Source organism: Actinoallomurus soli, assembly GCF_024055715.1.
GTDB classification, from domain to species: Bacteria; Actinomycetota; Actinomycetes; order Streptosporangiales; family Streptosporangiaceae; genus Actinoallomurus; species Actinoallomurus soli.
The window spans coordinates 47,095-68,727 of record NZ_JAMXMV010000006.1 but is presented as its reverse complement, the minus strand read 5'-3'; the positions used below and the strand labels follow the sequence as shown (position 1 = coordinate 68,727).

At 72.2% G+C, this 21,633-nt stretch carries 23 protein-coding genes; 16 read left to right on the top strand and 7 right to left on the bottom strand.

Translation table 11 applies throughout. From position 1 onward, the window contains the following. Nucleotides 1–114 precede the first annotated feature (114 nt). Nucleotides 115–423: a WhiB family transcriptional regulator gene (locus NDW01_RS16795; protein WP_252781162.1), complete on the top strand. Its 309-nt coding sequence runs from the start codon at nt 115–117 to the stop codon at nt 421–423. A gap of 196 nt (nt 424–619) precedes the next feature. Here the strand turns inward: NDW01_RS16795 and NDW01_RS16790 are convergent, their stop codons facing one another. Further along, nucleotides 620–1,771 carry an ArsA family ATPase gene (locus NDW01_RS16790; RefSeq protein ID WP_252821580.1) on the bottom strand — a complete coding sequence of 384 codons (1,152 nt, stop codon included), beginning with the start codon at nt 1,769–1,771 and terminating at the stop codon, nt 620–622. Beyond that, on the bottom strand, nt 1,768–2,763 hold the full coding sequence (locus tag NDW01_RS16785) for an ArsA-related P-loop ATPase (protein WP_252821579.1): 996 nt from the start codon (nt 2,761–2,763) through the stop codon (nt 1,768–1,770). The genes NDW01_RS16790 and NDW01_RS16785 overlap by 4 nt, the downstream gene beginning before the upstream one ends. A gap of 125 nt (nt 2,764–2,888) precedes the next feature. Here NDW01_RS16785 and NDW01_RS16780 point away from each other — a divergent pair, with 125 nt between their 5' ends. The 6 genes from NDW01_RS16780 (at nt 2,889) to NDW01_RS16755 (ending at nt 6,417) form a co-directional block, all read left to right on the top strand. Beyond that, nucleotides 2,889–3,848 carry a slipin family protein gene (locus tag NDW01_RS16780; protein WP_252781159.1) on the top strand — a complete coding sequence of 320 codons (960 nt, stop codon included), beginning with the start codon at nt 2,889–2,891 and terminating at the stop codon, nt 3,846–3,848. A gap of 13 nt (nt 3,849–3,861) precedes the next feature. Beyond that, nucleotides 3,862–4,017 carry a DUF4177 domain-containing protein gene (locus NDW01_RS16775; RefSeq protein ID WP_252781158.1) on the top strand — a complete coding sequence of 52 codons (156 nt, stop codon included), beginning with the start codon at nt 3,862–3,864 and terminating at the stop codon, nt 4,015–4,017. Further along, nucleotides 4,014–4,475, top strand: coding sequence for a RidA family protein (locus NDW01_RS16770; RefSeq protein WP_252821576.1), 462 nt, complete (start codon nt 4,014–4,016; stop codon nt 4,473–4,475). The genes NDW01_RS16775 and NDW01_RS16770 overlap by 4 nt, the downstream gene beginning before the upstream one ends. Nucleotides 4,476–4,557: 82 nt before the next feature. After that, entirely contained in the window at nt 4,558–5,418 is an 861-nt protein-coding gene (locus NDW01_RS16765; RefSeq protein WP_252821574.1) for an NUDIX hydrolase, read from the top strand. Further along, nucleotides 5,415–5,612, top strand: a complete 198-nt coding sequence (locus NDW01_RS16760) for a hypothetical protein (protein WP_252821572.1) — start codon at nt 5,415–5,417, stop codon at nt 5,610–5,612. The genes NDW01_RS16765 and NDW01_RS16760 overlap by 4 nt, the downstream gene beginning before the upstream one ends. Nucleotides 5,613–5,664: 52 nt before the next feature. Then, the gene (locus NDW01_RS16755) at nt 5,665–6,417 is read left to right on the top strand and encodes an MBL fold metallo-hydrolase (RefSeq protein WP_252822258.1); all 753 of its coding nucleotides are present in this window, start codon (nt 5,665–5,667) and stop codon (nt 6,415–6,417) included. Here the strand turns inward: NDW01_RS16755 and NDW01_RS16750 are convergent. Next, nucleotides 6,414–7,100, bottom strand: coding sequence for a Crp/Fnr family transcriptional regulator (locus NDW01_RS16750; RefSeq protein ID WP_252781153.1), 687 nt, complete (start codon nt 7,098–7,100; stop codon nt 6,414–6,416). The two genes, NDW01_RS16755 and NDW01_RS16750, sit on opposite strands and share 4 nt — an antisense overlap. Before the next feature lie 84 nt (nt 7,101–7,184). Between NDW01_RS16750 and nth the strand changes: the two genes are divergently transcribed. From nth to NDW01_RS16735, 3 genes are all read left to right on the top strand, one after another. Then, entirely contained in the window at nt 7,185–7,892 is a 708-nt protein-coding gene (nth, locus tag NDW01_RS16745; RefSeq protein ID WP_252821570.1) for an endonuclease III, read from the top strand. A gap of 87 nt (nt 7,893–7,979) precedes the next feature. Continuing rightward, nucleotides 7,980–8,642 carry an NUDIX hydrolase gene (locus NDW01_RS16740; RefSeq protein WP_406567728.1) on the top strand — a complete coding sequence of 221 codons (663 nt, stop codon included), beginning with the start codon at nt 7,980–7,982 and terminating at the stop codon, nt 8,640–8,642. Between the two features lie 81 nt (nt 8,643–8,723). After that, nucleotides 8,724–9,920, top strand: coding sequence for a MarP family serine protease (locus tag NDW01_RS16735; protein WP_406567727.1), 1,197 nt, complete (start codon nt 8,724–8,726; stop codon nt 9,918–9,920). Nucleotides 9,921–10,019: 99 nt separating this feature from the next. On the opposite strand, the gene NDW01_RS16730 is transcribed toward NDW01_RS16735, so the two are convergent. The 4 genes from NDW01_RS16730 to acs form a co-directional block, all read right to left on the bottom strand. Beyond that, entirely contained in the window at nt 10,020–10,505 is a 486-nt protein-coding gene (locus NDW01_RS16730) for a DUF309 domain-containing protein (RefSeq protein ID WP_252821568.1), read from the bottom strand. After that, nucleotides 10,489–11,427, bottom strand: coding sequence for an alpha/beta fold hydrolase (locus NDW01_RS16725; RefSeq protein WP_252821566.1), 939 nt, complete (start codon nt 11,425–11,427; stop codon nt 10,489–10,491). Before NDW01_RS16725 ends, NDW01_RS16730 begins: the two co-directional genes overlap by 17 nt. Before the next feature lie 46 nt (nt 11,428–11,473). Beyond that, nucleotides 11,474–11,908, bottom strand: coding sequence for a phage holin family protein (locus NDW01_RS16720; protein WP_252781146.1), 435 nt, complete (start codon nt 11,906–11,908; stop codon nt 11,474–11,476). Nucleotides 11,909–12,246: 338 nt separating this feature from the next. Then, nucleotides 12,247–14,217, bottom strand: coding sequence for an acetate--CoA ligase (acs, locus tag NDW01_RS16715; protein WP_252821564.1), 1,971 nt, complete (start codon nt 14,215–14,217; stop codon nt 12,247–12,249). A gap of 241 nt (nt 14,218–14,458) precedes the next feature. On the opposite strand from acs, the gene NDW01_RS16710 reads away from it, so the two are divergent. The 6 genes from NDW01_RS16710 (at nt 14,459) to NDW01_RS16685 (ending at nt 21,619) form a co-directional block, all read left to right on the top strand. Continuing rightward, nucleotides 14,459–15,244 carry a Fic family protein gene (locus NDW01_RS16710; protein WP_252821562.1) on the top strand — a complete coding sequence of 262 codons (786 nt, stop codon included), beginning with the start codon at nt 14,459–14,461 and terminating at the stop codon, nt 15,242–15,244. 1,232 nt (nt 15,245–16,476) lie between these two features. Then, nucleotides 16,477–17,547 carry a septum site-determining protein Ssd gene (ssd, locus tag NDW01_RS16705; protein ID WP_252821560.1) on the top strand — a complete coding sequence of 357 codons (1,071 nt, stop codon included), beginning with the start codon at nt 16,477–16,479 and terminating at the stop codon, nt 17,545–17,547. Between the two features lie 274 nt (nt 17,548–17,821). Continuing rightward, nucleotides 17,822–18,976: a TadA family conjugal transfer-associated ATPase gene (locus tag NDW01_RS16700; RefSeq protein WP_252821558.1), complete on the top strand. Its 1,155-nt coding sequence runs from the start codon at nt 17,822–17,824 to the stop codon at nt 18,974–18,976. Continuing rightward, nucleotides 18,973–19,710: a type II secretion system F family protein gene (locus NDW01_RS16695; RefSeq protein WP_252821555.1), complete on the top strand. Its 738-nt coding sequence runs from the start codon at nt 18,973–18,975 to the stop codon at nt 19,708–19,710. Before NDW01_RS16700 ends, NDW01_RS16695 begins: the two co-directional genes overlap by 4 nt. A gap of 505 nt (nt 19,711–20,215) precedes the next feature. After that, entirely contained in the window at nt 20,216–21,100 is an 885-nt protein-coding gene (locus NDW01_RS16690) for a type II secretion system F family protein (RefSeq protein ID WP_252821553.1), read from the top strand. Nucleotides 21,101–21,424: 324 nt separating this feature from the next. Beyond that, on the top strand, nt 21,425–21,619 hold the full coding sequence (locus NDW01_RS16685; protein ID WP_252781139.1) for a DUF4244 domain-containing protein: 195 nt from the start codon (nt 21,425–21,427) through the stop codon (nt 21,617–21,619). Nucleotides 21,620–21,633: the final 14 nt, after the last annotated feature.

Genomic DNA, 21,633 nt, shown 5'->3' with positions numbered 1-21,633 from the left:
GTGGCGCGCTCTTCCGTAAGTTTCTCCCCACGGCTTTCGTATGGCGGCCTGACGTCCGCGCCCGTCCGGCCGGGGCTCGCAAACGACAACCGACCCAAGGGGAGTGGGGCCAAGATGTGGATCACGGATTGGACCGCCCGCGCCGCCTGCCGTAACGCGGATCCCGACGCGTTGTTCGTGCAGGGTGCGGCTCAGAACCGGGCCAAGCTGATCTGCCGCGGCTGCCCAGTGCGCACGGAGTGTCTCGCCGACGCCCTCGACAACCGCATCGAGTTCGGCGTCTGGGGTGGCATGACGGAGCGCGAGCGCCGCGCGCTGCTTCGTCGGCGCCCGGACGTCTCATCGTGGCGAGAGCTGCTGGAGACCGCCAAGGAGCGGTACGAGCGGTCGCAGGACCCGGACGAAGAGCTCGTCGCGAGCTGATCCGGCGAGTCGTCCGCCGATCGACCGCCTGGCCGCGCCCGGCCGGCCAGGCTCCCTCACGAAACGCCTGAACGATCAGGCCGCCTGTTCCTCCGGCCTCGCCTCGAACGGCGGCTCAGCCCGTACCCGGCTCAGCCCGTAACGCGCTTCGTCTCGTACGGCGGCCCGGTCTCGTACGGAGCGGGTGCGGTGGTGATCAGGCCGCGGGCTCTTCGTGTTCGCCCGCCAGGTCCCTCGCGATGCACCGGAGCCCGTCCAGGTCGTGGACGTCCTCGGCCATGGCCGCGACCGTGGCCCTCGGAACGGCCGGATGCGACGAGGTGAAGCTCTCACACAGCCGCGCCTCACGCGCGGTCACGTGCATCCGCTCGGCGTGCAGCCGCAGCAGCGCGGCGGCCAGGGGATGCGCGCCGCGATCCTCCAGCGTCTCCGCGGCGGCCTCGCTGCGTACGGCCGACAGGTGCGAGGCGTCGGACGTGTGGACCCGGTTGAGGACCATCCCGGCCAGCGGCATCTGCTCCTCGGCGAGGCGCTCGACGAAGTACGACGCCTCGCGCAGCGCGTCCGGCTCCGGGGCCGCGACGACGAGGAACGCCGTGCCGGGCGCCTGCAGCAGGCGGTACGTCTGCTCCGCCCGCTCCCGGAACCCGCCGAACATCGTGTCGAAGGCCAGCACGAACGTCTGGACGTCCTTCAGCAACTGACCGCCGAGCACCTTCGTGATCGCGTTCGTGAACATGCCGAAGCCGGCGGTCACGACCTTCAGCCCGAAGCGCCCGCCCGCCTTCGCGGGGGCCATCAGGATTTTGATCAATCGGCCGTCGAGGAACCGGCCCATCCGCTCCGGCGCGTCGAGGAAGTCCAGCGCCGAACGGGACGGCGGCGTGTCGACGACGATGAGGTCCCAGGCGCCGGACCGGTGCAGCTGGCCCAGCTTCTCCATCGCCATGTACTCCTGCGTCCCCGACAGGCTGGACGACAGCGACTGGTAAAAGGGGTTGGCCAGGATCTGCTGCGCGCGTTCGGGCTCGGCGTGCGCCTCGACGATCTCGTCGAAGGTGCGCTTCATGTCGAGCATCATCGCGTGCAACTCGCCGTCGACGCCCTCGACGAGCCGCGGGGTGTTGTCCAGCTCGGTGAGGCCCAGCGCCTGGGCGAGCCGGCGGGCGGGGTCGACGGTCAGCACGACGACGTCGCGGCCGCGTTCGGCGGCGCGGACCCCCACGGCGGCGGCGGTCGTGGTCTTGCCCACGCCCCCCGACCCGCAGCAGACGATGATCCTCGTGTCGGGGTCGTCGATCAGGTCGTCGATGCAGAAGTCCGGCGGGGTCTTGTCGGCGGCGGTCACGCTGCTCCCTGCCTCCTCAACTCGGCGGCCAGCTCGTAGAGCCCGGCGAGGTCCATCCCGTCGCTGAGGTGCGGCAGCTCGTACTGGGGTACGTGCGCGTCGGCGAGGCGGGCCTTCTCCCGCTCCTGCAGGGCGGTGCGCCGCGCGTGGTCGGCGGCCTCCTCGGCGAGCGCGTCGGCGATCTCGGCGGTGCGGTCCTCGATGCCGGCCGCCTTGATCCCCACGCGGATCGCCTCGACGTCGAGCTCGTCGCGGACGGCCAGGGCCAACTCCTCGGCGGGCAGCAGCGGCGGCCGGACCATGTTGATCATCAGGCCGCCGACGGGCAGGCCGATCTCCCGCAGCTCCGCGACCCCGTCCAGGGTCTCCTGGACCGGCATCTCCTCCAGGAGCGTGACGAAGTGGACCGCGGTCTCCGGGCTGCGGATCACCCTCATGACCGTGTCGGCGTGGTTGCGGATCGGGCCGACCTTCGCCAGCCCCGCGACCTCGGCGTTGACGTTGAGGAACCGGCTGATGCGGCCGGTCGGCGGGGCGTCCATCACCACCGCGTCGTAGATGAAGCGGCCGCTCTTGTCGCGGCGGCGCACGGCCTCGCTCGCCTTGCCGGTGAGGAGGACGTCGCGCAGGCCCGGCGCGATCGTGGTCGCGAAGTCGATCAGGCCGATCTTGTTGAGCGCCTTGCCCGCCCTCTTGATGTTGTAGAACATCTCCAGGTACTCGAGCATGGCCTCTTCGGGGTCGACGGCGAGGGCGTACACATCGCCGCCGTCCGGCGCCACGGCGACCTTGCGCTCCTCGTACGGCAGCGGCGGGCAGTCGAACAGCTGGGCGATCCCCTGCCGGCCCTCCACCTCGATGAGCAGGACCCGCCGCCCGCCCGCGGCCAGGGCGAGCGCCAGAGAGGCGGCCACCGTGGTCTTGCCGGTGCCGCCCTTACCAGTGACGACGTGCAGCCGTACACCGTCCCAGTCGGTGTCTCTCGCGCTCACTCTTGTGAGGTTATCGTCCGTCCGGCGACGCGTTCGCAGCCCCCGCAAAGTGACGTCTGCCACCTCAGAGGATTCGAAGACTAGTGTCGGACATGAGGGAATCGGCCGTCAGAAAGGTGAGCGCCGTGGCTGAAGCGGCATTCGTGCTCCTAGGCGTCATCGGCTTCGTGATCTTGCTGATCATCCTGTCGTCGATCAAGGTCGTTCAGCAGGTCGAACGCGGCGTGGTCTTCCGCCTCGGCCAGGTCCAGCCGCACTTCCGGCCGCCGGGCCTGACGCTGATCTTTCCCATGATCGACCGGATGACGAAGGTCAACATGCAGACGGTGGCGATGGGCGTCCCCGCGCAGGAGGGCATCACCCAGGACAACGTCAGCGTCCGCGTCGACGCGGTCGTCTACTTCCGGGTGATCGACCCGGTGAAGGCGATCGTCAACGTGCAGAACTACAACTGGGCCATCTCGCAGGTGGCGCAGACGTCACTGCGTTCGGTCATCGGCCGGGCCGACATGCAGCAGCTGCTGTCCGACCGCGAGTCGATCAACGCCGAGCTCCGCCAGATCATGGACGGCATGACCGAGGCGCCGTGGGGCGTCAAGATCGAGCGCGTCGAGATCAAGGACGTCTCGCTGCCCGAGGGCATGAAGCGGTCGATGGCGCGGCAGGCCGAGGCCGAGCGGGAGCGCCGCGCGCGCATCATCACCGCCGACGGTGAGTTCCAGGCGTCCAAGCGGCTGGCCGCCGCGGCCGAGGTCATGGCGCAGGACCCCGCGTCCCTCCAGCTGCGGCTGCTGCAGACGGTCGTGGAGGTCGCCGCCGAGAAGAACAGCACGCTCGTGATGCCGTTCCCCGTGGAGCTGCTGCGCTTCTTCGACCGCGCGGCGGGCGGGGACCGTACGCCGCCTGAGGGTTCTCACCGGCCCGACCTGGCCGAGCGCCTCGCCAAGGCCGAGGAGGAGCTGGCCGAGGCCGGCGAGCCGGCGTCGATCGACTCCGCCGACGAGGTGCCGCCCGTGCCCGGACTGCACGCGAAGGAGCAGCCCGGCATCGCCGCGCGACACGAGGAGCCGCCCGCACCGCGGTAATAGGGTTCGGTCCATGAAGAAGTGGGAGTACGCGACCGTTCCACTGCTCGTGCACGCGACGAAGCAGATCCTCGATAACTGGGGCGAGGACGGGTGGGAGCTCGTCACCGTCATCCCCGGCCCGAACCCCGAGAACCTCGTGGCCTACCTCAAGCGAGAGAAGCAGTGAGCACGCCCGAGGAGAGGGCCCGCGAGCTCGGGCTGGAGATCCCGGACGTCGTGGCGCCGCTGGCGTCGTACGTCCCGACCGCGCGGACCGGGAACCTGGTCCACACGTCGGGCCAGCTGCCGATCGCCGACGGCAGGCTCCTCGCGACCGGCAAGGTCGGCGCGGAGGTCACCGAGGAGGAGGCCGCCGCGCTGGCCCGTACGGCCGCCCTGAACGCGATCGCCGCGCTCAAGGCCGAGGTCGGCGAGCTGTCGCGGGTGCGGCGCATCGTCAAGGTCGTCGGCTTCGTGGCCAGCGCCCCGGACTTCTACGGCCAGCCCCAGGTGATCAACGGGGCGAGCGACCTGCTCGGCGAGGTGTTCGGCGACGCGGGCCGGCACGCCCGCAGCGCGGTCGGCGTCGCGGTCCTGCCGCGCAACGCGCCCGTCGAGGTCGAACTCACCGCCGAGATCGAATAACGTTCGGCCGAAAAGCCCTCGTGGGACGCCGTCCCGTCACCGCCGGACGGCGTCCCGGCCTACCGTGAACGAGGAGGCCCCGTTGACGGACGTTCCCGGTCTTCGGCTGCCCGACCACTTCGCCGAACGCATCCGCGACCTCGAGGAGGGCCGGGCGGAGCCGGCCGCGCCGCGGGACGCCTCGACGGTCGTCCTGCTCCGCGACGCCACGGGCGGCGGCGTCGAGGTCTACATGCTGCGCCGGGTGACGTCCATGCCGTTCGCGCCGGGAGCGTACGTCTTCCCCGGCGGTTCGGTGGACGCGCGCGACGGCGATCGTACGGTGGGCTGGGCCGGGCCGTCGCCCGCGGAGTGGGGCGCGGCGTTCGGCGCCGGGGAGACCCTCGCCCGCGAGCTGGTGTGCGCGGCGGTCCGCGAGACGTTCGAGGAGTCGGGCGTGCTGCTCGCCGGTCCGACGCCGGACACGATCGTGGCGGACCTCGCCGGGGACGACTGGGAGGCCGACCGGCAGGCGCTGCTGGGCCGATCGCAGTCCCTGGCCGCGCTGCTCGACAGGCGCGGCCTCGTCCTGCGCGGTGACCTGCTGCGCCCCTGGGCGCACTGGATCACGCCCGTCATCGAGGAACGCCGGTACGACACGCGGTTCTTCGTCGCGGCGCTGCCCGCCGGGCAGCGCACCCAGGACGTGAGCACCGAGTCCGACCGCGTGACCTGGGTACGCCCCCGGGAGGCGGTCGACGCCGCCCGGCGCGGCGCGATGGCGCTGCTGCCGCCGACCATGGTCACGCTCACCGAGCTCGCGGCGTACGACTCGGTCGCCGCGGTGCTCGCCGCCGAACGCGTCGTACGGCCCCGGCTGCCCGAGGCGCGCGTGACCGGCGACGGCGTCTACCTCTTCATGCCGCCCGAGCTCGACGGCCACGTCCCCGGAGCCCGCCCGTGAGCGCCGTACACAGCCGTGTCGCCGGAGTCCGGCCGGGAAGCGTCATCGACGGTGGTGTCGCCGGGGTCCGGCCGGGAAGCGTCATCGACGGTGGTGTCGCCGGGGTCCGGCCGGGAAGCGTCATCGACGGTGGTGTCGCCGGGGTCCGGCCGGGAAGCGTCATCGACGGTGGTGTCGCCGGGGTCCGGCCGTGAGCGGCATCGACGGTCGTGTCGCCGGGGTCCGGCCGTGAGCGGCATCGACGGCATGCGCACCGAGCGGGCCCGGTGCGTGCTGGCGCCGAACCCCTCCCCGATGACCCTGGACGGCACGAACACCTGGGTGCTGCGCGAGCCGGGCGCCGAACGCTCGATCGTCGTCGACCCGGGACCGGAACACGAGGAGCACCTGCGCCGGGTCGCCGCCGAGGCGGGGCGCGTGGCCCTCGTGCTGCTCACGCACGGCCATCCGGACCACGCGGAGGGCGCGCGGCGGTTCGCCGAACTGGCCGCCGACGGCTCCCGGCCCGTTCCCGTCCGGGCGCTCGACCCGGCGCTGCGGCTGGGCGAGGAGGGCCTGGGAGAGGGCGACGTCGTCGAGCTGGACGGCCTGGAGCTGCGCGTCATGGAGACGCCGGGCCACACGCACGACTCGCTGTGCTTCTGGCTGCCCGTCGACCGTGCCGTGCTCACCGGCGACACCGTGCTGGGCTACGGCAGCACCGTGGTGGACCGCCTCGGGGACTACCTCGCCTCGCTGGACCGGCTGCGGGCGATGGCCGAGGGGGCCGACGTGATCCTGCCCGGCCACGGCCCGCGGCTCGACGACCCCGTCGGCGCCCTCGACCACTACATCGCCCACCGGCGCGAACGCCTCCAGCAGGTCGAGGACGCCCTCACGGCCGGCGCGCGCACCGCCCGGGACGTCGTGGAACGCGTGTACGCCGACGTCGACCGGTCGCTGTGGCCGGCCGCCGAGTGGGCCGTGCAGGCCCAGCTCGACTACCTCAGAGGCGGTTAACGGGAGCGCTTGCGGAGGCGCTCGATGTCGAGGACCTGCACGGCGCGGGCCTCGATGCGCAGCCAGCCCCGCTGGGCGAAGTCGGCGAGGGCCTTGTTCACCGTCTCCCGCGACGCGCCGACGAGCTGGGCGAGCTCCTCCTGTGTCAGGTCGTGGTGAACGTGCAGGCCGCTCTCGCTCGGCTGGCCGAACCGCTCGGCCAGGTCGAGAAGGGCCTTGGCGACCCGGCCGGGCACGTCCGTGAAGACGAGGTCGGCCATGTTCTCGTTGGTCCGGCGCAGGCGCTGGGCGAGCGCGCGCAGCAGGTGAATGCTGATCTCCGGGTGGCCCTTGAGGAACGGCCACAGATCGTTGTGCCCCACCCCGGCCAGCCGCGACTCGGTCACGGCGATGGCGCTGGCCGTACGCGGCCTGGGGTCGAACAGGGACAACTCGCCGAACATCTCGCTGGGGCCGAGCACGCTCAAGAGGTTCTCCCGGCCGTCGGGCGCCGTCCGGGTGAGCTTGATCTTGCCGTCGAGGACGACGTAGAGCCGGTCACCCTCCTGGTCCTCGGAGAACAGCGTCTGACCGCGTGAGAGGTGAACCTCTGACACGATGGCGCGGAGCGCCTTCGCCCCTTCCTCGTCGAGTGCTTCGAACAGTGGAGCCCGTCCGAGAACCTCCACGTCGCGGTCGTTCACGTTTCCTCCTTGCTGACGTACCACCACAGTGTGACGCACATCGCAGGATGAGTTTTGGGCGACCCCCCAGTTACCCTTGCGTTCGTGCCAAGCAAACCGGAGTCGCGTCTCGCCCTCGTACGCCGGGCTCGCCGGATCAATCGAGAGCTGGCGGAAGTTTACCCGGATGCGCACTGTGAGCTTGATTTCGTCGATCCGTTCCAGCTCCTGGTTGCGACGATCTTGTCCGCGCAGACGACGGACAAGCGAGTCAACATGGTCACCCCGGACCTCTTCGCGCGCTTCCCGACCGCCGCCGACCTCGCCGCGGCGGACCGCGAGGAGGTCGAGAAGATCATCCAGTCGACGGGCTTCTTCCGGGCCAAGACCAACAGTCTGCTCAAGCTCGGCCAGGAGCTGTGCGAGCGGTTCGGCGGCGAGGTGCCGCGCACCCTCGAGGAGCTCGTGACGCTGCCCGGCGTGGGGCGCAAGACCGCCAACGTCGTGCTCGGCAACGCCTTCGACGTGCCGGGCATCACGGTCGACACCCACTTCCAGCGGCTGAGCAGGCGGTTCGGCTGGACCACCGAGACCGACCCTGTGAAGATCGAGTACGAGGTCGGCGAGCTGATCCCGCGCAAGGACTGGACGATCCTGTCCCACCGGCTGATCTGGCACGGCCGGCGCATCTGCCACGCGCGGCGCCCGGCCTGCGGCGCCTGCCCGCTCGCCCGGCTCTGCCCGTCGTACGGTGAGGGCCCGACGGACGAGGAGACCGCGCGCAAGCTGGTCAAGCCCGGTCCGTTCTCGTGACCGGGAGGAACCGCCTCTCGTGACAGGGGAGAATCGGCTCTCGTGACAGGGAAGGATCAAGGGCCCGACTCGGTTGAACCTTCAATGATGACGCTCGACTCTGCCACGGACTGCCCGGGGTGGTTGCGCGGGTTCGCGGCCAAGGCCCCCCGGATGCCGGTCCCCGCGCCTCTTCGTCCCCCCGCGAACGGCGCCCGCGCCGCCGCGGTGCTCATCCTGTTCGGTGAGGGGCCCGACGGCCCCGACCTCCTGCTGCTCCAGCGCGCGGACACGCTCCGCAAGCACGCCGGGCAGCCGGCGTTCCCCGGCGGCGGCATCGACCCCGACGATGACGGTCCCGTGGGCGCGGCCCTGCGCGAGGCGGCCGAGGAGACCGGCGTCGACCCCTCCGGCGTGAGCGTCCTGGCCACCATGCCGGAGATGTACATCGCGCACAGCGGGTACCGCGTCACCCCGGTCGTCGGCTGGTGGCGGGAGCCGTCGGCGGTGGACGCGACCGACCCCGGCGAGGTCGCCTCGGTCGCGCGCGTTCCGCTGTCCGAACTCACGGACCCGGCCAACCGGCTCCGCGTCCGCGCGCCGTCCGGGCACCTCGGCCCCGCCTTCCGCGTCCGCGGGATGCTCGTGTGGGGATTCACCGGCGGGCTCCTGCACGCGGTACTCGAGGCGGGCGGCTGGGATCGCCCCTGGGACACCACCCGGATCGAGGACCTTCCCGACGAGGCCATCTACCTCGCGCGGGGCGAGTAGTCCTTGGTTCGTACCCTTCCGTACCGGATCTGGTCCGGGGAGGGGACGTCCTCGGACACGTTTGCGCTATACGGTTGACCGGTGCTGGGCGATCACGTACTTGACCTCATCCTGCTGGTGCTCGTCGTGCTGTTCGCCATCTCGGGGTACCGGCAGGGCTTCATCGTGGGCGTACTCAGCTTCGTCGGCTTCGTCGGCGGTGTCGTCCTCGGCATGCTGATCGCCCCACCGCTGGTGAAGGCGGTCGTCAGCGGAGCGGCGCAACAGGCGCTGCTCGCCGTCGTCATCGCCTTCCTGGCCGCGACGCTCGGGCAGCTCATCGCCTCCTCCGTCGGCTCCGCACTGCGCAGCCGCGTGACCTGGGAGTCGGCCCGCAGCGTCGACGCCGTCGGCGGCGCGTGCGTCAGCAGCGTCGCGCTGCTCGTCGTCGCATGGTTCATCGGCAGCGCCCTGGTGACCTCGCCGATCGTCTGGCTGCGCATCCAGGTCAAGAACTCCCAGGTCCTGCACGGCGTCGACGCCTTCATGCCGCAGCAGGCGAACACCTGGTTCTCCTCCTTCCGCGGCTTCGTGTCGAAGACGGAGTTCCCGCAGGTGTTCGGCGGGCTCGGCGGCGAGCCCATCGCCGAGGTGCCGCCCCCGGACACCAGGATCCTCAACACCCCCGCCCTGGTCTCCGCCCGCAAGAGCATCGTGAAGGTCATGGGGACCGCGCACAGCTGCCAGCGCCGGATCGAGGGCACCGGATTCGTGTACGCGCCCGGCCGCGTCATGACCAACGCGCACGTCGTCGCGGGCGTCGACTCCGGCCCGACCGTGTACACGATGGGTGAGGGCAACTACCACGCCAGAGTCGTCCTGTACGACGACAAGCGCGACATCGCCGTCCTCGACGTCCCCGGCCTGAACCTGCCGTCCCTGAAGTTCGACGAGGGCGCCCAGAGCCGTGACGACGCCGTCGTGGCCGGATTCCCGAAGAACCACCCGTTCACCGCCCGGGCGGCCCGGATCCGCGCCAAGCAGAAGGCCAAGGGCGCCGACATCTACCACTCGGGCCAGGTCACCCGCGAGATCTACGCGATCCGCGCGCTGGTCGAGCAGGGCAACTCCGGCGGCCCGCTCCTGTCCTCGTCCGGCAAGGTGTACGGCGTCGTCTTCGCCGCAGCCGTGGACAACAAGGAGACCGGCTACGCCCTCACCGCCCACGAGGTCGCGCCGGACGCCGAGGCGGGCATCAACGCGAGCGGCAGCGTCTCCACCCAGTCCTGCTCGGAGTAGGCCCGCCGTACGGACGGGGCGTCAGGTTCGCCGGGGGGCGGTTCGTCAGTGCGCCGGGCGGAGGCGGGGCGTCAGTGCGCCCGGTGGAGGGGCGGGGCGTCAGGCTCGCCGGGCGGAGAGGCGGGGGGTCAGGTCCGCGTCCGCGACCGCGTCCAGGCCGTCGCGCTCGATGCGGTCGGCGAGCTCGCGGGCCGCGGCCGCCAGGTCGGCCACCGCGATGCCGTGCGGCGCGGGGGCATCCGCGTACGAGGCGATGCGGTCGGCGGCGCGGCGCAGCAGCGTACAGGCCCCTCGCGGGTTCCCGCGCCGTACGTGCGTGAATCCGACCGCGAGCTGCGCCAGTCCCTGCCACAGGGCGCGCTCGGCCTCCGGAGCGGCCTTCCAGGCCGCCTCCAGCACCTCGTGGGCGTGAAAGGGCCGGTCCGCGTCGAGCAGCCGCTGTGCCTCGGCCAGCGCCTCGGCGGGCGCGGCCGCGTAGTCGTCCGGGACGCGTTCCTCCCCGGCCGCGCCGTGCGGCAGCGGCCGGCCGTACGCGTCCCGGGGCCGCGCGTTGCGTGCCCGTCCCGCCTCATCTCGATCGCGCATGGTCCCATTGTCCGCTCCGGGGCTCGGCGAGCCACGAGAGGAGTTCGGCGTCGAAGGCGCCCGGGCGTTCCTCCTGCGGGAAATGCCCGACCCCTTCGATCAGCCGCCACCGGTACGGCGCGTCGACGAACCGGCCCGAGCCTTGGGCGCTGCGGGGCAGTACGTAGCGGTCCAGTGCGCCGTGCAGCTGGAGGGTGGGGACGCGGATGGGCGTACGCATCCGGCGGGCGTACCGCAGGCCGTCCGGGCGGAGGACCGACCGCACCGCCCAGCGGTGGTACTCAAGGGCGCAGTGCGCGACGCCGGGGATCTGGAAGGCCGAGCGGTACAGCCGCTCGCTGCCGGAGTCGGGCCAGCCCGGCGCCGACCATTCGTGCAGCACCCGGCCCACCTGGGCGGCGTCGTCCCGTACGAGGAGGCGCTCCGGCCCCATCGGCAGCTGGAAGCCGAACGTGTGCCGGGCCGCCCAGGCCTGACCGCGCAGGTCCGTCGCCATCGCGGTACGGATGCGCAGCGGGTGGGGCGCCGAGACGGCGACGAGCCGCTGGACGACGCGGGGCTGGTAGACGCCCATCGTCCAGGCGAGCAGGCCGCCCCAGTCGTGGCCGACCACGGCCGCGTTCGCCTCGCCGAGTGCGCGGATCAGCCCGGCGGCGTCCCGGGCCAGCGTGATCAGGTCGTACCCGCGCGGCGGCTTGTCGCTGCCGCCGTATCCGCGCAGGTCGACGGCCGCCGCCCGGAACCCGGCCTCGGCCAGTGACGTCAGCTGGCGGTGCCAGGACCACCAGAACTGCGGGAACCCGTGCAGCAGCAGCACGAGCGGCCCCTCGCCGGCCTCGACGACGTGGAAGCGCGTACCGCCCGCGCTCACCGACCGATGCCGCCAGGGGCCGTCGATCTGAACGACGGACTCGTCGGTCACGTACGGTCTCCTCCATCGGCCCTCGGCGAGCGCCGGCCGGTGCGGGTCACTCCGTCAGGGCGGGCTTCTCCTCGGAGTCGCCGCCCCGGCGGAGCATGGCGAAGTCCTCCTTGACGGACTGCCGGGACCGCGCGGCGCCGCTCATCTTCTTCATCCGCCACAGGCCGATGAGGATCAGCACGGCCGCCAGCAGGACGTAGAGCCCGGCGACGATGAGGAACGCGGCCCAGTTCCAGATGCCGAGCGCGACCAGGCCGTACGCGAGCGCGATCGAGAGCAGGATGACGACGACGCCGCCGATCACACCGGCGACGGCGAACAGGGTGCTACCGAGGGCGGCCTTCTTGGCGTCGCTCTTCAGCTCGAGCTTGGCCAGCTCCAGCTCCGACTTCACGAGACGGGAGACGCTGCCGGTGGCGATGGCGACCAGCTCGCCGAGTGATTTGTCGTCATACTGGCCGTTCGGCCGTACCTCGGTCATGTTTCTCCTCTCAGTACCGGTCGCCACTCTCCCGGATCACACGGGATCCGAATAGGCCGAATCGCCGATGAGGAGTGAACCGGCGAAGTCCCGGCGAAAGAACGGCTTATCGGCACGCGACTGTCCGAGGTTACCGGTGGCGGGTTCCGTCACCTCCGGCGGCGGGCCGGTATCGCCACGAGGCCGTCATCGGCCGTGACCGGAGGCTCGGCCGGGTCGTGACGGAAGGCCGTCATCGGCCGTGACGGAAGGCCGTCATCGGCCGTGACGGAAGGCCGTCATCGGCCGTGACGGAACGAGCGCGGCCCCGTGGGGCCGCGCTCACCTGTTCGCCGTCGTCACTCGTCGCCGGACGAGGCGGGCATCTTGTCCTTGATGAGGTCCATCACCGTGCTGTCCGTCAGCGTGGTGACGTCACCGAGCGAGCGGTTCTCCGCCACGTCGCGCAGCAGCCGCCGCATGATCTTCCCGGACCGGGTCTTCGGCAGCTCCGGCACGATCATGATCTGCCGGGGCTTGGCGATCGGGCCGAGGTGCTTGGCGACGTGGTCGCGCAACTCGGCGACGAGTTTCTCGCCGTCGTCGGCCACCTCACCGCGCAGGATGACGAACGCGACGATGGCCTGCCCGGTGACCGGGTCGGTGGAGCCGACCACGGCGGCCTCGGCGACCTTGGGGTTCGACACGAGCGCCGACTCGACCTCCGTGGTCGAGATGTTGTGACCGGAGACCAGCATGACGTCGTCGACCCGGCCGAGCAGCCAGAAGTCGCCGTCGTCGTCCTTCTTCGCGCCGTCGCCCGCGAAGTACAGCCCGTCGAAGCGTGACCAGTAGGTCTTGATGAACCGCTCGTCGTCGCCCCAGATCGTGCGCAGCATCGACGGCCACGGCTCCTTGACGACGAGGAAGCCGCCGCCGCCGTTCGGCACCGGCGTGCCCTGGTCGTCGACCACGTCGGCCTCGATGCCGGGCAGCGGCCGCATCGCCGCGCCGGGCTTGCCGTGCGTGACGCCCGGCAGCGGGCTGATCATGATGGAGCCGGTCTCGGTCTGCCACCAGGTGTCGACCACCGGCGTGCGGTCGGCGCCGATGTTCTTGCGGTACCAGACGTACGCCTCCGGGTTGATCGGCTCACCGACCGAGCCCAGCAGCCGCAGCGACGACAGGTCGTGCTGGGCGGGGATGTCCTCGCCCCACTTCATGAACGTCCGGATCGCGGTCGGCGCGCAGTACAGGATCGAGACCTTGTACTTGGCGACGGTCTCCCACCAGCGGCCCTTGTGCGGGGTGTCGGGCGTGCCCTCGTACATGACGCTCGTCGCGCCGTTGGACAGCGGCCCGTACACGATGTACGAGTGGCCGGTCACCCAGCCGATGTCGGCCGCGGTCCAGAAGACGTCGGTCTCCGGCTTGAGGTCGAACACCGCGTGGTGCGTCCAGGACACCTGCGTCAGGTAGCCGCCGGTGGTGTGCAGGATGCCCTTGGGCTTGGCCGTCGTGCCCGAGGTGTACATCACGTACAGCGGGTGCTCCGCGTCGTGCGGCTCCGCCTCGTGCTCCTCGCTCTGCCGGTCGACGAGGTCGTGCCACCAGATGTCGCGGCCGTCGGTCCAGGCGACGTCCTGGCCGGTACGGCGCACGACGAGCACGTTGCGCACGTGGTCGATGCCCTCGATGGCCTCGTCGACGTTCGGCTTGAGCGCGCTCGGCGCGCCGCGGCGGTAGCCGCCGTCCGCGGTGATGACGACGTGCGCGTCGCAGTCCTCGATGCGCCCGCGGAGCGCGTCCGCCGAGAACCCGCCGAAGACCACCGTGTGCGGGGCGCCGATGCGGGCGCAGGCCAGCATCGCGAACACCGTCTCGGGGATCATCGGCATGTAGATCGCGACGCGGTCGCCCTTCTGGACGCCGAGCTCGATGAGGGCGTTCGCGGCCTTGGAGACCTCGCGCTTCAGGTCGGCGTACGTGATCGTGCGCGTGTCGCCGGGCTCGCCCTCCCAGTGGTACGCCACCCGGTCGCCGTTACCGGCCTCGACGTGCCGGTCGACGCAGTTGTACGCGGCGTTCAGCTTTCCGCCGACGAACCACTTGGCGAACGGCGGGTTCGACCAGTCGAGGACGGTGTCCCACTCGGCGTTCCAGTGCAGGCGCCGGGCCTGTTTCTCCCAGAACGCCAGCCGGTCGGCCGCCGCCTCGTCGTACGCCGCGGAGGTGACGTTGGCCGCTGCGGCGAGGTTTTCCGGGGGAGCGAACCGCCGACTCTCCTGGAGGAGGTTGGAGAGGGTCTCGTGTGGGGTTTCCTGCGTCACGGCGCGCTCCTTCGGGGTCGGGAGGTCAGGACGGTCCAAGCCAACTTCAGCAGCTTCGCATGTGTCGTTACAAGGGGCGCACGCCGCGTAGGGTCATGCGGTGGCGCCGTCCTCGTCCCGCGACGGGGATCCGCGCCCGCATCCGCCCGCGCCGTGCCCCGTTCGGCCACGACATCCAAGGAGGAAGCGGCGTCCCCGGACCGGCCCGCCGCCGGGACGGTGACCGGACGCCGCGCGTTCGATGAGCGACCCATTTGCCAACGTCGCAGGCCTGCCCGAAGTTCCCGAGGCGGTCGACCGGGCGCGGGAGGCCGTCGACCGGCTGCTCGGTCACCGGATCCTGCGACGGCGCAGCGCCGAGGTCTCCGCCGAGTCCGCGCTGCGGGGCGCCCGCGCGTCGGCGGCCCTGGAGGGCGTCGCGATTCCTCTGGAGGAGGTACGCGGCGGCCTGTCGAACGACCCGGTCGTGCAGGGGACGCTGCGCGTGTCCGCCGAGCTCGGCGCGCTGGCGGACACCTGGCACAGGGCGCCGCGGCAGGCGCTCGCCCGGCTCCACACGCTGGCGGCCGCGGACGCCGTCGACCCCGACGCGCTCGGTCGGCCGCGTCCGGGCGACGAGGCGGCCGACCCGCTCGGCCTCGGCGCCCCTCCGCCGCCGGCGGACGTCGCCACGCGGCTCGACGTGCTCAGCGATCTGCTGACCGCTCCGACGAAGGCGCCGGCGATGGTCGTGGCGGCCATCGCCCAGGGGGAACTGCTCGCCCTGCGGCCGTTCGGGTGGGGCGACGGCATCGTGGCTCGTGCGGCGGCACGGCTGACCCTCGTCGACCGTGGCCTCGATCCGAAGTCGCTGACCGCCCCGGAGGTCGGGCATCTCGAACTGCGGGCGGAGTACGGCGACGCGCTGCGCGGCTACGCGACCGGCACGCCCGAGGGCGTGGCCCGATGGGTGCGCCACTGCGCCGAGGCCATCGAACTCGGCGCCCGCGAGACACTCGCCGTCTGCGAGGCGTTCCAGCGCGGCTGATCCTCCTGCCGCCGGCGCGAGCGGCCGGCGTCGCGCCGCCCCACCGTCCGTACGGCGGGCCGGCCGGTGCCGGGCGGCCGGCTCGTCCGGGTTGGGGGAGCGAGCGCCGGGCGTCCGGGTTGGGGGAGCGGGCACCGGGTGTCGGCATCCGGGCGGCGGCATGGGCCGTCCGGGCCGGCCCGCAGCACGGTTGTTCACCGTGAGCGATCCGCGAGAATGGCACCCTTAATCCATAGAATCGCCGTAGATGTGCGCTTTGTCCGCCTTGCGGAGCCGCCGTCGAGGCGTGGTGTCATGTCGCGTACGAGCCGATCTTGAGGTCCTGGGTGCGGCGTCGAACGCCAGAAGATCATTTCATCAATCTTGATATCGGTCGGCCCATAACAGGTAGCGGCCTGCGACAAAGCGAACGGCGCTCCCGGAGGAACGCCGTCGCCGACACGTCACACCGGGTTACCAAGCGTGCACCTCAAAATCGTCGGATCGGGTCAAGCCCGTCTCGACGCGCCTCCCGCGGCTGGTCGCGCGTGGGTGCCCGGCTGCCGTGCTCGGACACTTGGTCCGTGCATTCTGTCTACGCCGAATCGGCCCAGATGGCAAGCCCCTTGGCGAGGTTAACGAACGTCAAAGGAAGGATCTTCTTCCGGTCGAGCGGTGACGCGCCCGCGTGCATGATCGACTCGCGGAAGGCGGTGCCGGGACGATGGCGATCGTCGGGCTTCTCGGCCGTGTGATCACAGAGCGTGATCTACCTCTGAATCAATCAACCATGGCCGAGAGCAGAACGATCACGCTTCCTTCCGCTACGCTGCAGCCACTTAGGACAGGCGTTCTCGCCGCACCCCCCGAGTGGCGGACGCCCGAATACTCCCGTTCTGGGTGGTCGACCAATGATCACGAAATGGTCGCCACTCGACGGAACTCCGAGTGATCGGGCGCGTTTATGTTGAACCTGCATACACTGGGGGAGCCGGGTTTACGGTGCGGTGACGAACGCCCGGCCTTGGCTTGGCCTTCGAGACCCTTCCGGGAAACGGGACCGGCTCTACCCCCCCGGAGCCGGACCGTCCGGCGACCCCCGCTCTCCCCCCCCGGCGGGGGTCGTCTCGTGTCCGGGGCCGTTCACTCCCGCGCCCGGCCTCCCGGCAGAGTTATCCACAGGCTTGCGCCGGGTTCTTTCGGCGTGAGCCGGCCGGGGCGCATCGTTGACCTCGCGAAAGCGAGGAGATGCCATGTCCGCGACCGTGCTGATCGTCTCTGCCGACTCACTGCTCATCGACGACCTGCTGCGCCTGGCCACGGCCGCGGATGTCGAAACCCGACTCGCCACCGATCCGACGAGCGCGCGGGCCGCCTGGCGCGACGCCGCGCTGATCGTCGTCGGTGCCGACTTAGCCGGTGAGCTCGCCCGGTCGTCTCCGGAACGACGGCCGGGGGTCGTCCTCGCCGTGGGAGAGCCGGACGGTGACGAGGTCTACCGCCTCGCCGTCGAGGTCGGCGCGCAGCACGTGATCGCGTTGCCGGAGGGGGAGACCTGGCTCGTCGATCGGATGGCGGCGGCGACCGAGCCGGCCGGCCGGCGCGCGGCCGTGGTCGCCGTCATGGGAGGGCGCGGCGGCGCGGGCGCGAGCGTCCTGGCAGCGGTGCTGGCCGGCGTCGCCGCCCGGCACCGGCTGCGCACGCTCCTGCTCGACGGCGACCCGCTCGGCGGGGGGATCGACCTGGTCCTGGGCGCGGAGGGGACGCCCGGGGCCAGGTGGTCCGACTACGCGGACCGGCACGGGCGGCTCAGCACCGCCGTGCTCCACGACTCGCTGCCGGTGCGGGACGGTCTCGCCGTGCTGTCGTGGCACCGCGGGGCGGCCGAGCCCGTCTCGGCGGAGACGATGCGGTCGGTGCTCGACGCGGCCGTCCGCGGCTACGACCTCGTCGTGGCCGATCTGCCCCGTCAGCCGGCCGACGCCGGTGCCGAGGTGCTGGCGGCCGCCGACACCACGTTGCTCGTCGTCCCCGCCGAGGTGCGCGCCACCGTGGCGGCGGACCGCGTCGCCGACCTGGTCCGCAGCTACGCCCGCGACCTGCGGGTCGTCGTACGCGGCCCGGCCCCCGGCGGCCTCAAACCGGCGGTCATCGCGGAGTCGCTTCGCCTTCCGCTGGCAGGTGTCGTCGCCACCGACCGGCGTCTGGCCGCCGCGATCGAGCGCGGTCACCGTCCCGGCCGGAGCGGGGCGCTCGACGGCTTCTGCCGTCGCTTCATCACCGACCTCCAGCGGATGCGCCCGATGAGCGGAGAACCGCGATGACGGCGTCCGTCGTGAAATCCGTGGCGTGGTCCGCCACGCGGTCCCTCGCGTCCGTCGCGAGCGCCTCCACGACGTCCGTCGCGAGGGCCCTCGCGGGGCCCGCGGCGACGGCCCTCGCAGGGCCCGTGGCGGGGTCCGCCCAGGGCGGGAAGAGGGCCACCGATCACCTCGGAGGCTTCGCAGCGGGCCATCGTGGTGCAGAGCCGGTCCCAGACGTCCGGCCGAGTCGTCGTTCCGCAGAGATCATCTCACCCGGTCAGGAGGGCAGGCGGCCATGAGCGACCTCACCGAAGCGGTGCGCGGGCGGCTCGTCGGGACGGGCACGGTCCCGACCGCGGCCCAGGTGGCGGCCGCGCTGCGGGCCGAGGAGCCCGTGCTCGGCGACACCGAGGTGCTGTCCCTGGCCGATGAGGTCCGGGCCGACCTGGTGGGAGCAGGGCCGCTCGAGCCCCTCCTGCGGGATCCCGGCGTCACCGACGTCCTGGTGAACGGCCCCGGAGAGGTCTGGGTCGACACCGGCGCCGGCCTGCGGCTCACGCGCGTACGGTTCCCGGACGAGTCCGCCGTACGGCGGCTGGCCCAGCGGCTCGCCGCCGCGGCCGGGCGCCGGCTCGACGACACCGCGCCCTACGCCGACGCGCGGCTCCCAGGAGGTGCCCGGCTGCACGCGGTCCTGCCGCCGATCGCTTCCGGAGGCACCGCCCTGTCGCTGCGCCTGCCGAGACGCCGGGCCTTCACGCTCGACGAGCTGGTCGCGGCCGGCGCCGTGCCCCCGGAGGGAGCGGACCTGCTGGACGCCCTGGTCGCCACACGCCTGGCCTTCCTCGTCACCGGAGGCACCGGGACGGGCAAGACCACCGTGCTCTCGGCGTTGTTGTCGCTGGCCGACCCGGGCGAGCGCATCCTTCTCGTCGAGGACTCGGCCGAGCTCAGACCCGCGCATCCACACGTCATCGGCCTGGAGACCCGCCCGCCGAACATCGAGGGCATGGGCGGCGTGACCCTGCACGACCTCGTTCGCCAGGCGCTCCGGATGCGGCCGGATCGCCTGGTGGTCGGCGAGGTACGCGGCCGCGAGGTCGTGGACCTGCTGGCCGCGCTCAACACCGGACACGAGGGCGGCTGTGCCACCCTGCACGCCAACGCACCCGCCGACGTGCCCGCCCGTCTGGAGGCCCTCGCGTGTGCGGCCGGACTGAGCCGGGGGGCCGTCCACAGCCAGCTGGCCGCGGCCCTCGACGTGGTCGTGCACCTCGTCCGCGAGGCACCCGGAGGCCGACGCAGGGTGGCCGAGATCTGCGTCTTCGAGCGGCGCTCGGACGGCCTGGTGGAGGTGGTCCCCGCCGTGTCCTACGGGCCCGAGGGCGCGATCCGGGAGGGGCCGGGAGCCGCAGCGCTGGCCGTTCGGCTCGGAGGACCGCTCTCGTGATCGCCGCGCTGGCCGTGGCCTGCGTGTTCGCAGGCGTATGGGCGCTGTTCCTGCCCCCGCCGACCACGCTGCGGTTGACCTCGATCATGCGGACCGGGTCGGTCGACGACGCCACCGGGCGGGCGTCGACGCCTCGCCTCGCCGACCGGCTGAGCCGCGTACGGGACCTGCTGTCCGGCGGACGACGAGGCGTCACGGCGCGGCGTGCGGCGGTCATCGAGCTGTGCGACGGGATCGCGGCCGAGCTCACCGCCGGACGCCCACCCGGCACCGCTCTGACCGGTGCGGCCGAGGGACTCGCGTCCATTCCCCGGCTCGAGCCGGTCCTGGCCGCCGCCCGGTCGGGCGACGACGTCGCCGCCTCCCTCGAACGGGCGGCCGTCGCGCCCGGCTGTGAAGGGCTCCGCCTGCTCGCCGGATGCTGGCGGATCGGGACCGACCGCGGCGGCATGCTCGCCTCCGTCGTCGAGGGGCTGGCCGAGGCGCTCCGCGACGAGCAGACCCACCGGGAGGAGGTCGCCATGCAACTCGCCGGTCCCCGCACGACCGCGCGGCTGCTCGCCGGGCTGCCCCTGCTCGGCATGGGCATGGCGGTCGCGCTCGGCGCTCGGCCCTTCGCCTTCCTGTTCGGCACGCTTCCGGGAGGACTGTGTCTGGCACTCGGGACCGGCCTCGACGCCCTCGGACTGTGGTGGACCAGACGCCTCGCCACCGCCGCCGAGGAGCTCCGGTGAGCCCCCCGAGTCGACGCCGCCCCGCCGCGCTCCCCGACCGGGCCGGCTCCTGGTACCGCTGCGGCGATCCGGGTACCGTCCCAGGCCGGTGCCGTCTCCAGACCATCGTGGTGGGAACACCGGCGTCGAGCCGCTGCGCCGCTCCGCCGACCGCTCCGCCCGGCCGGCCCCCGATGCCCCGTCGCGCCGTCCTCCCACCTCCGACCGGCCGACGGTACGACCGCCGAAGGTCCGACCCGCCGGCCAGAGTTGATCCGCTAGCCGCGGCTGTTCCTTCGGACGAGGTTGTTCCTTCGGAAGGGGTTGTTCCTTCGGGCGAGGCTGAGTCGTCGGTAGGGGCTGAGCCGCCGGGGGAGGCTGGCCCTTCGGCCGAGGCTGAGCCTTCGGGCGAGGCTGGTCTTTCGGCGGGGGCCGAGCCGCCTGCCGAGTGTGGAGCTTCGGCGGAGACCGTCCCATCGGCCGAGGCTGATCGTCCAGACCACCGGGTCATTCGGAGGCGTGGTCGGTGTTCCTGGAGCTGACCGCCGTCGGATGCGCTGCTCTCGCCGCTCTCATCGCCGTCCCGGGTGACGACGTGCGTAAGCGACTCGGCGGGCTGTTCCCTGCGAGGAACGGCTCCGTCCGGGCTCCGACCGGCGCGCGGAGCACCGCGAGCGGCAGACATCCGCTCACCGGCCTTCCCGGCGCGGGTCCGGGCAGTTCGACGGCGGCCGCGGGACCTCCGGGTGCGGCGGACGGCCGTTCGACGGCGGCCGTGGAGGACGGTTCGGAGACGGCAGAGGGCATGTCCAGTGACCGGCTCCGGCCCGTGGTGAGTGTCGTCGCCGGCCTGGCCTGCGCCCTGGTGCTCGGCGGCCCGGTGGGCTGGTCGGCCGGCGCACTGCTGGCGGTCGGCTTGTCGCGTTTCCTCGCGCGACTCGAGCCACGTGCCGTCCGCGCCCGCCGGGCGCGTATGGTCGCCGAACTACCCGTTGCGATCGACCTCCTGGCGGCGTGTCTTCGGGGCGGTGGCGCGTGGCACGAGTCCGTCGAGGCCGTGGCCGGCGCGGTCGGCGGCCCGCTCGGTGCCGAACTGGCCCACGTGGCGGCCCGCATCCGGCTGGGGGCGGATCCCGCCGCCGAGTGGCTCGCTCTCGCCCGCGACCCCGTCCTGGCCCCTCTGGGTCGGGCGGCGGCACGGGCAGCGTCCGGCGGCGCCCCGCTCGCCGCGACGCTCACCCGCCTCGCGAGAGATCAACGGCGTGTGGCCCGGGTCGCCGCGGCGACGCGAGCGAGATCCGCCGGTGTGCGGGCGGTCGCGCCGCTCGGCCTGTGCTTCCTCCCGGCGTTCATCCTGCTGGGCATCGTGCCCGCGGTCGCCGGTATCGCCGCCACCGTGCTCTTGCCCTGAGGGGAGCCAGTCCCCTGTCGCCACCGTGCTCCTGCCCTGACGGGAGCCGACCCTCCGTCGCCACCGTGCTCTTGCCCTGAGGGCAGCCGACCCCCTGTCGCCACCGTGCTCCTGCCTGACGGAGGCCGGCCTGTGGCCTGCCCCACCAGTCGCCGGGGCGCAAGCGCGGGACAACAGTCCCGGCGGCGAACTGGTCAGCCGACTCCTGCCATGAACGAATCGGTTATCCACAGAATCTCGTTCGGTTGTGGTGGGCGCCCCCACGGTCCGTAACGCTTGGTCCTGGACGTGCTCGCGTCCGTCGTCCGAACAGGAGGGATTCCCATGCACATCGTTTCCGCGCTGAGGCGTCGCTGGCGCGCGCGTAAGGCCGACGACGGCATGTCCACCGCCGAGTACGCCGTGGGCACCGTGGCGGCCGCCGCGTTCGCCGGCCTGCTGTTCAAGATCGTGACTAGCCCAGAGGTCCGGCAGATGCTTTTAACGATTATCCACAAGGCGCTCAACCTCGCCGGGTGACCGGGAACGCCGCG

Bases quoted from the DNA above. Each gene is read 5' to 3' on its own strand.
- NDW01_RS16795 (WP_252781162.1), top strand. From the start codon at position 115: ATGTGGATCACGGATTGGACCGCCCGCGCCGCCTGCCGTAACGCGGAT.
- ssd (WP_252821560.1), top strand. From the start codon at position 16,477: ATGTCCGCGACCGTGCTGATCGTCTCTGCCGACTCACTGCTCATCGAC.
- NDW01_RS16720 (WP_252781146.1), bottom strand. From the start codon at position 11,908: ATGACCGAGGTACGGCCGAACGGCCAGTATGACGACAAATCACTCGGC.
- NDW01_RS16685 (WP_252781139.1), top strand. From the start codon at position 21,425: ATGCACATCGTTTCCGCGCTGAGGCGTCGCTGGCGCGCGCGTAAGGCC.
- NDW01_RS16755 (WP_252822258.1), top strand. From the start codon at position 5,665: ATGCGCACCGAGCGGGCCCGGTGCGTGCTGGCGCCGAACCCCTCCCCG.
- NDW01_RS16700 (WP_252821558.1), top strand. From the start codon at position 17,822: ATGAGCGACCTCACCGAAGCGGTGCGCGGGCGGCTCGTCGGGACGGGC.
- NDW01_RS16775 (WP_252781158.1), top strand. From the start codon at position 3,862: ATGAAGAAGTGGGAGTACGCGACCGTTCCACTGCTCGTGCACGCGACG.
- NDW01_RS16710 (WP_252821562.1), top strand. From the start codon at position 14,459: ATGAGCGACCCATTTGCCAACGTCGCAGGCCTGCCCGAAGTTCCCGAG.
- NDW01_RS16740 (WP_406567728.1), top strand. From the start codon at position 7,980: ATGACGCTCGACTCTGCCACGGACTGCCCGGGGTGGTTGCGCGGGTTC.
- NDW01_RS16730 (WP_252821568.1), bottom strand. From the start codon at position 10,505: ATGCGCGATCGAGATGAGGCGGGACGGGCACGCAACGCGCGGCCCCGG.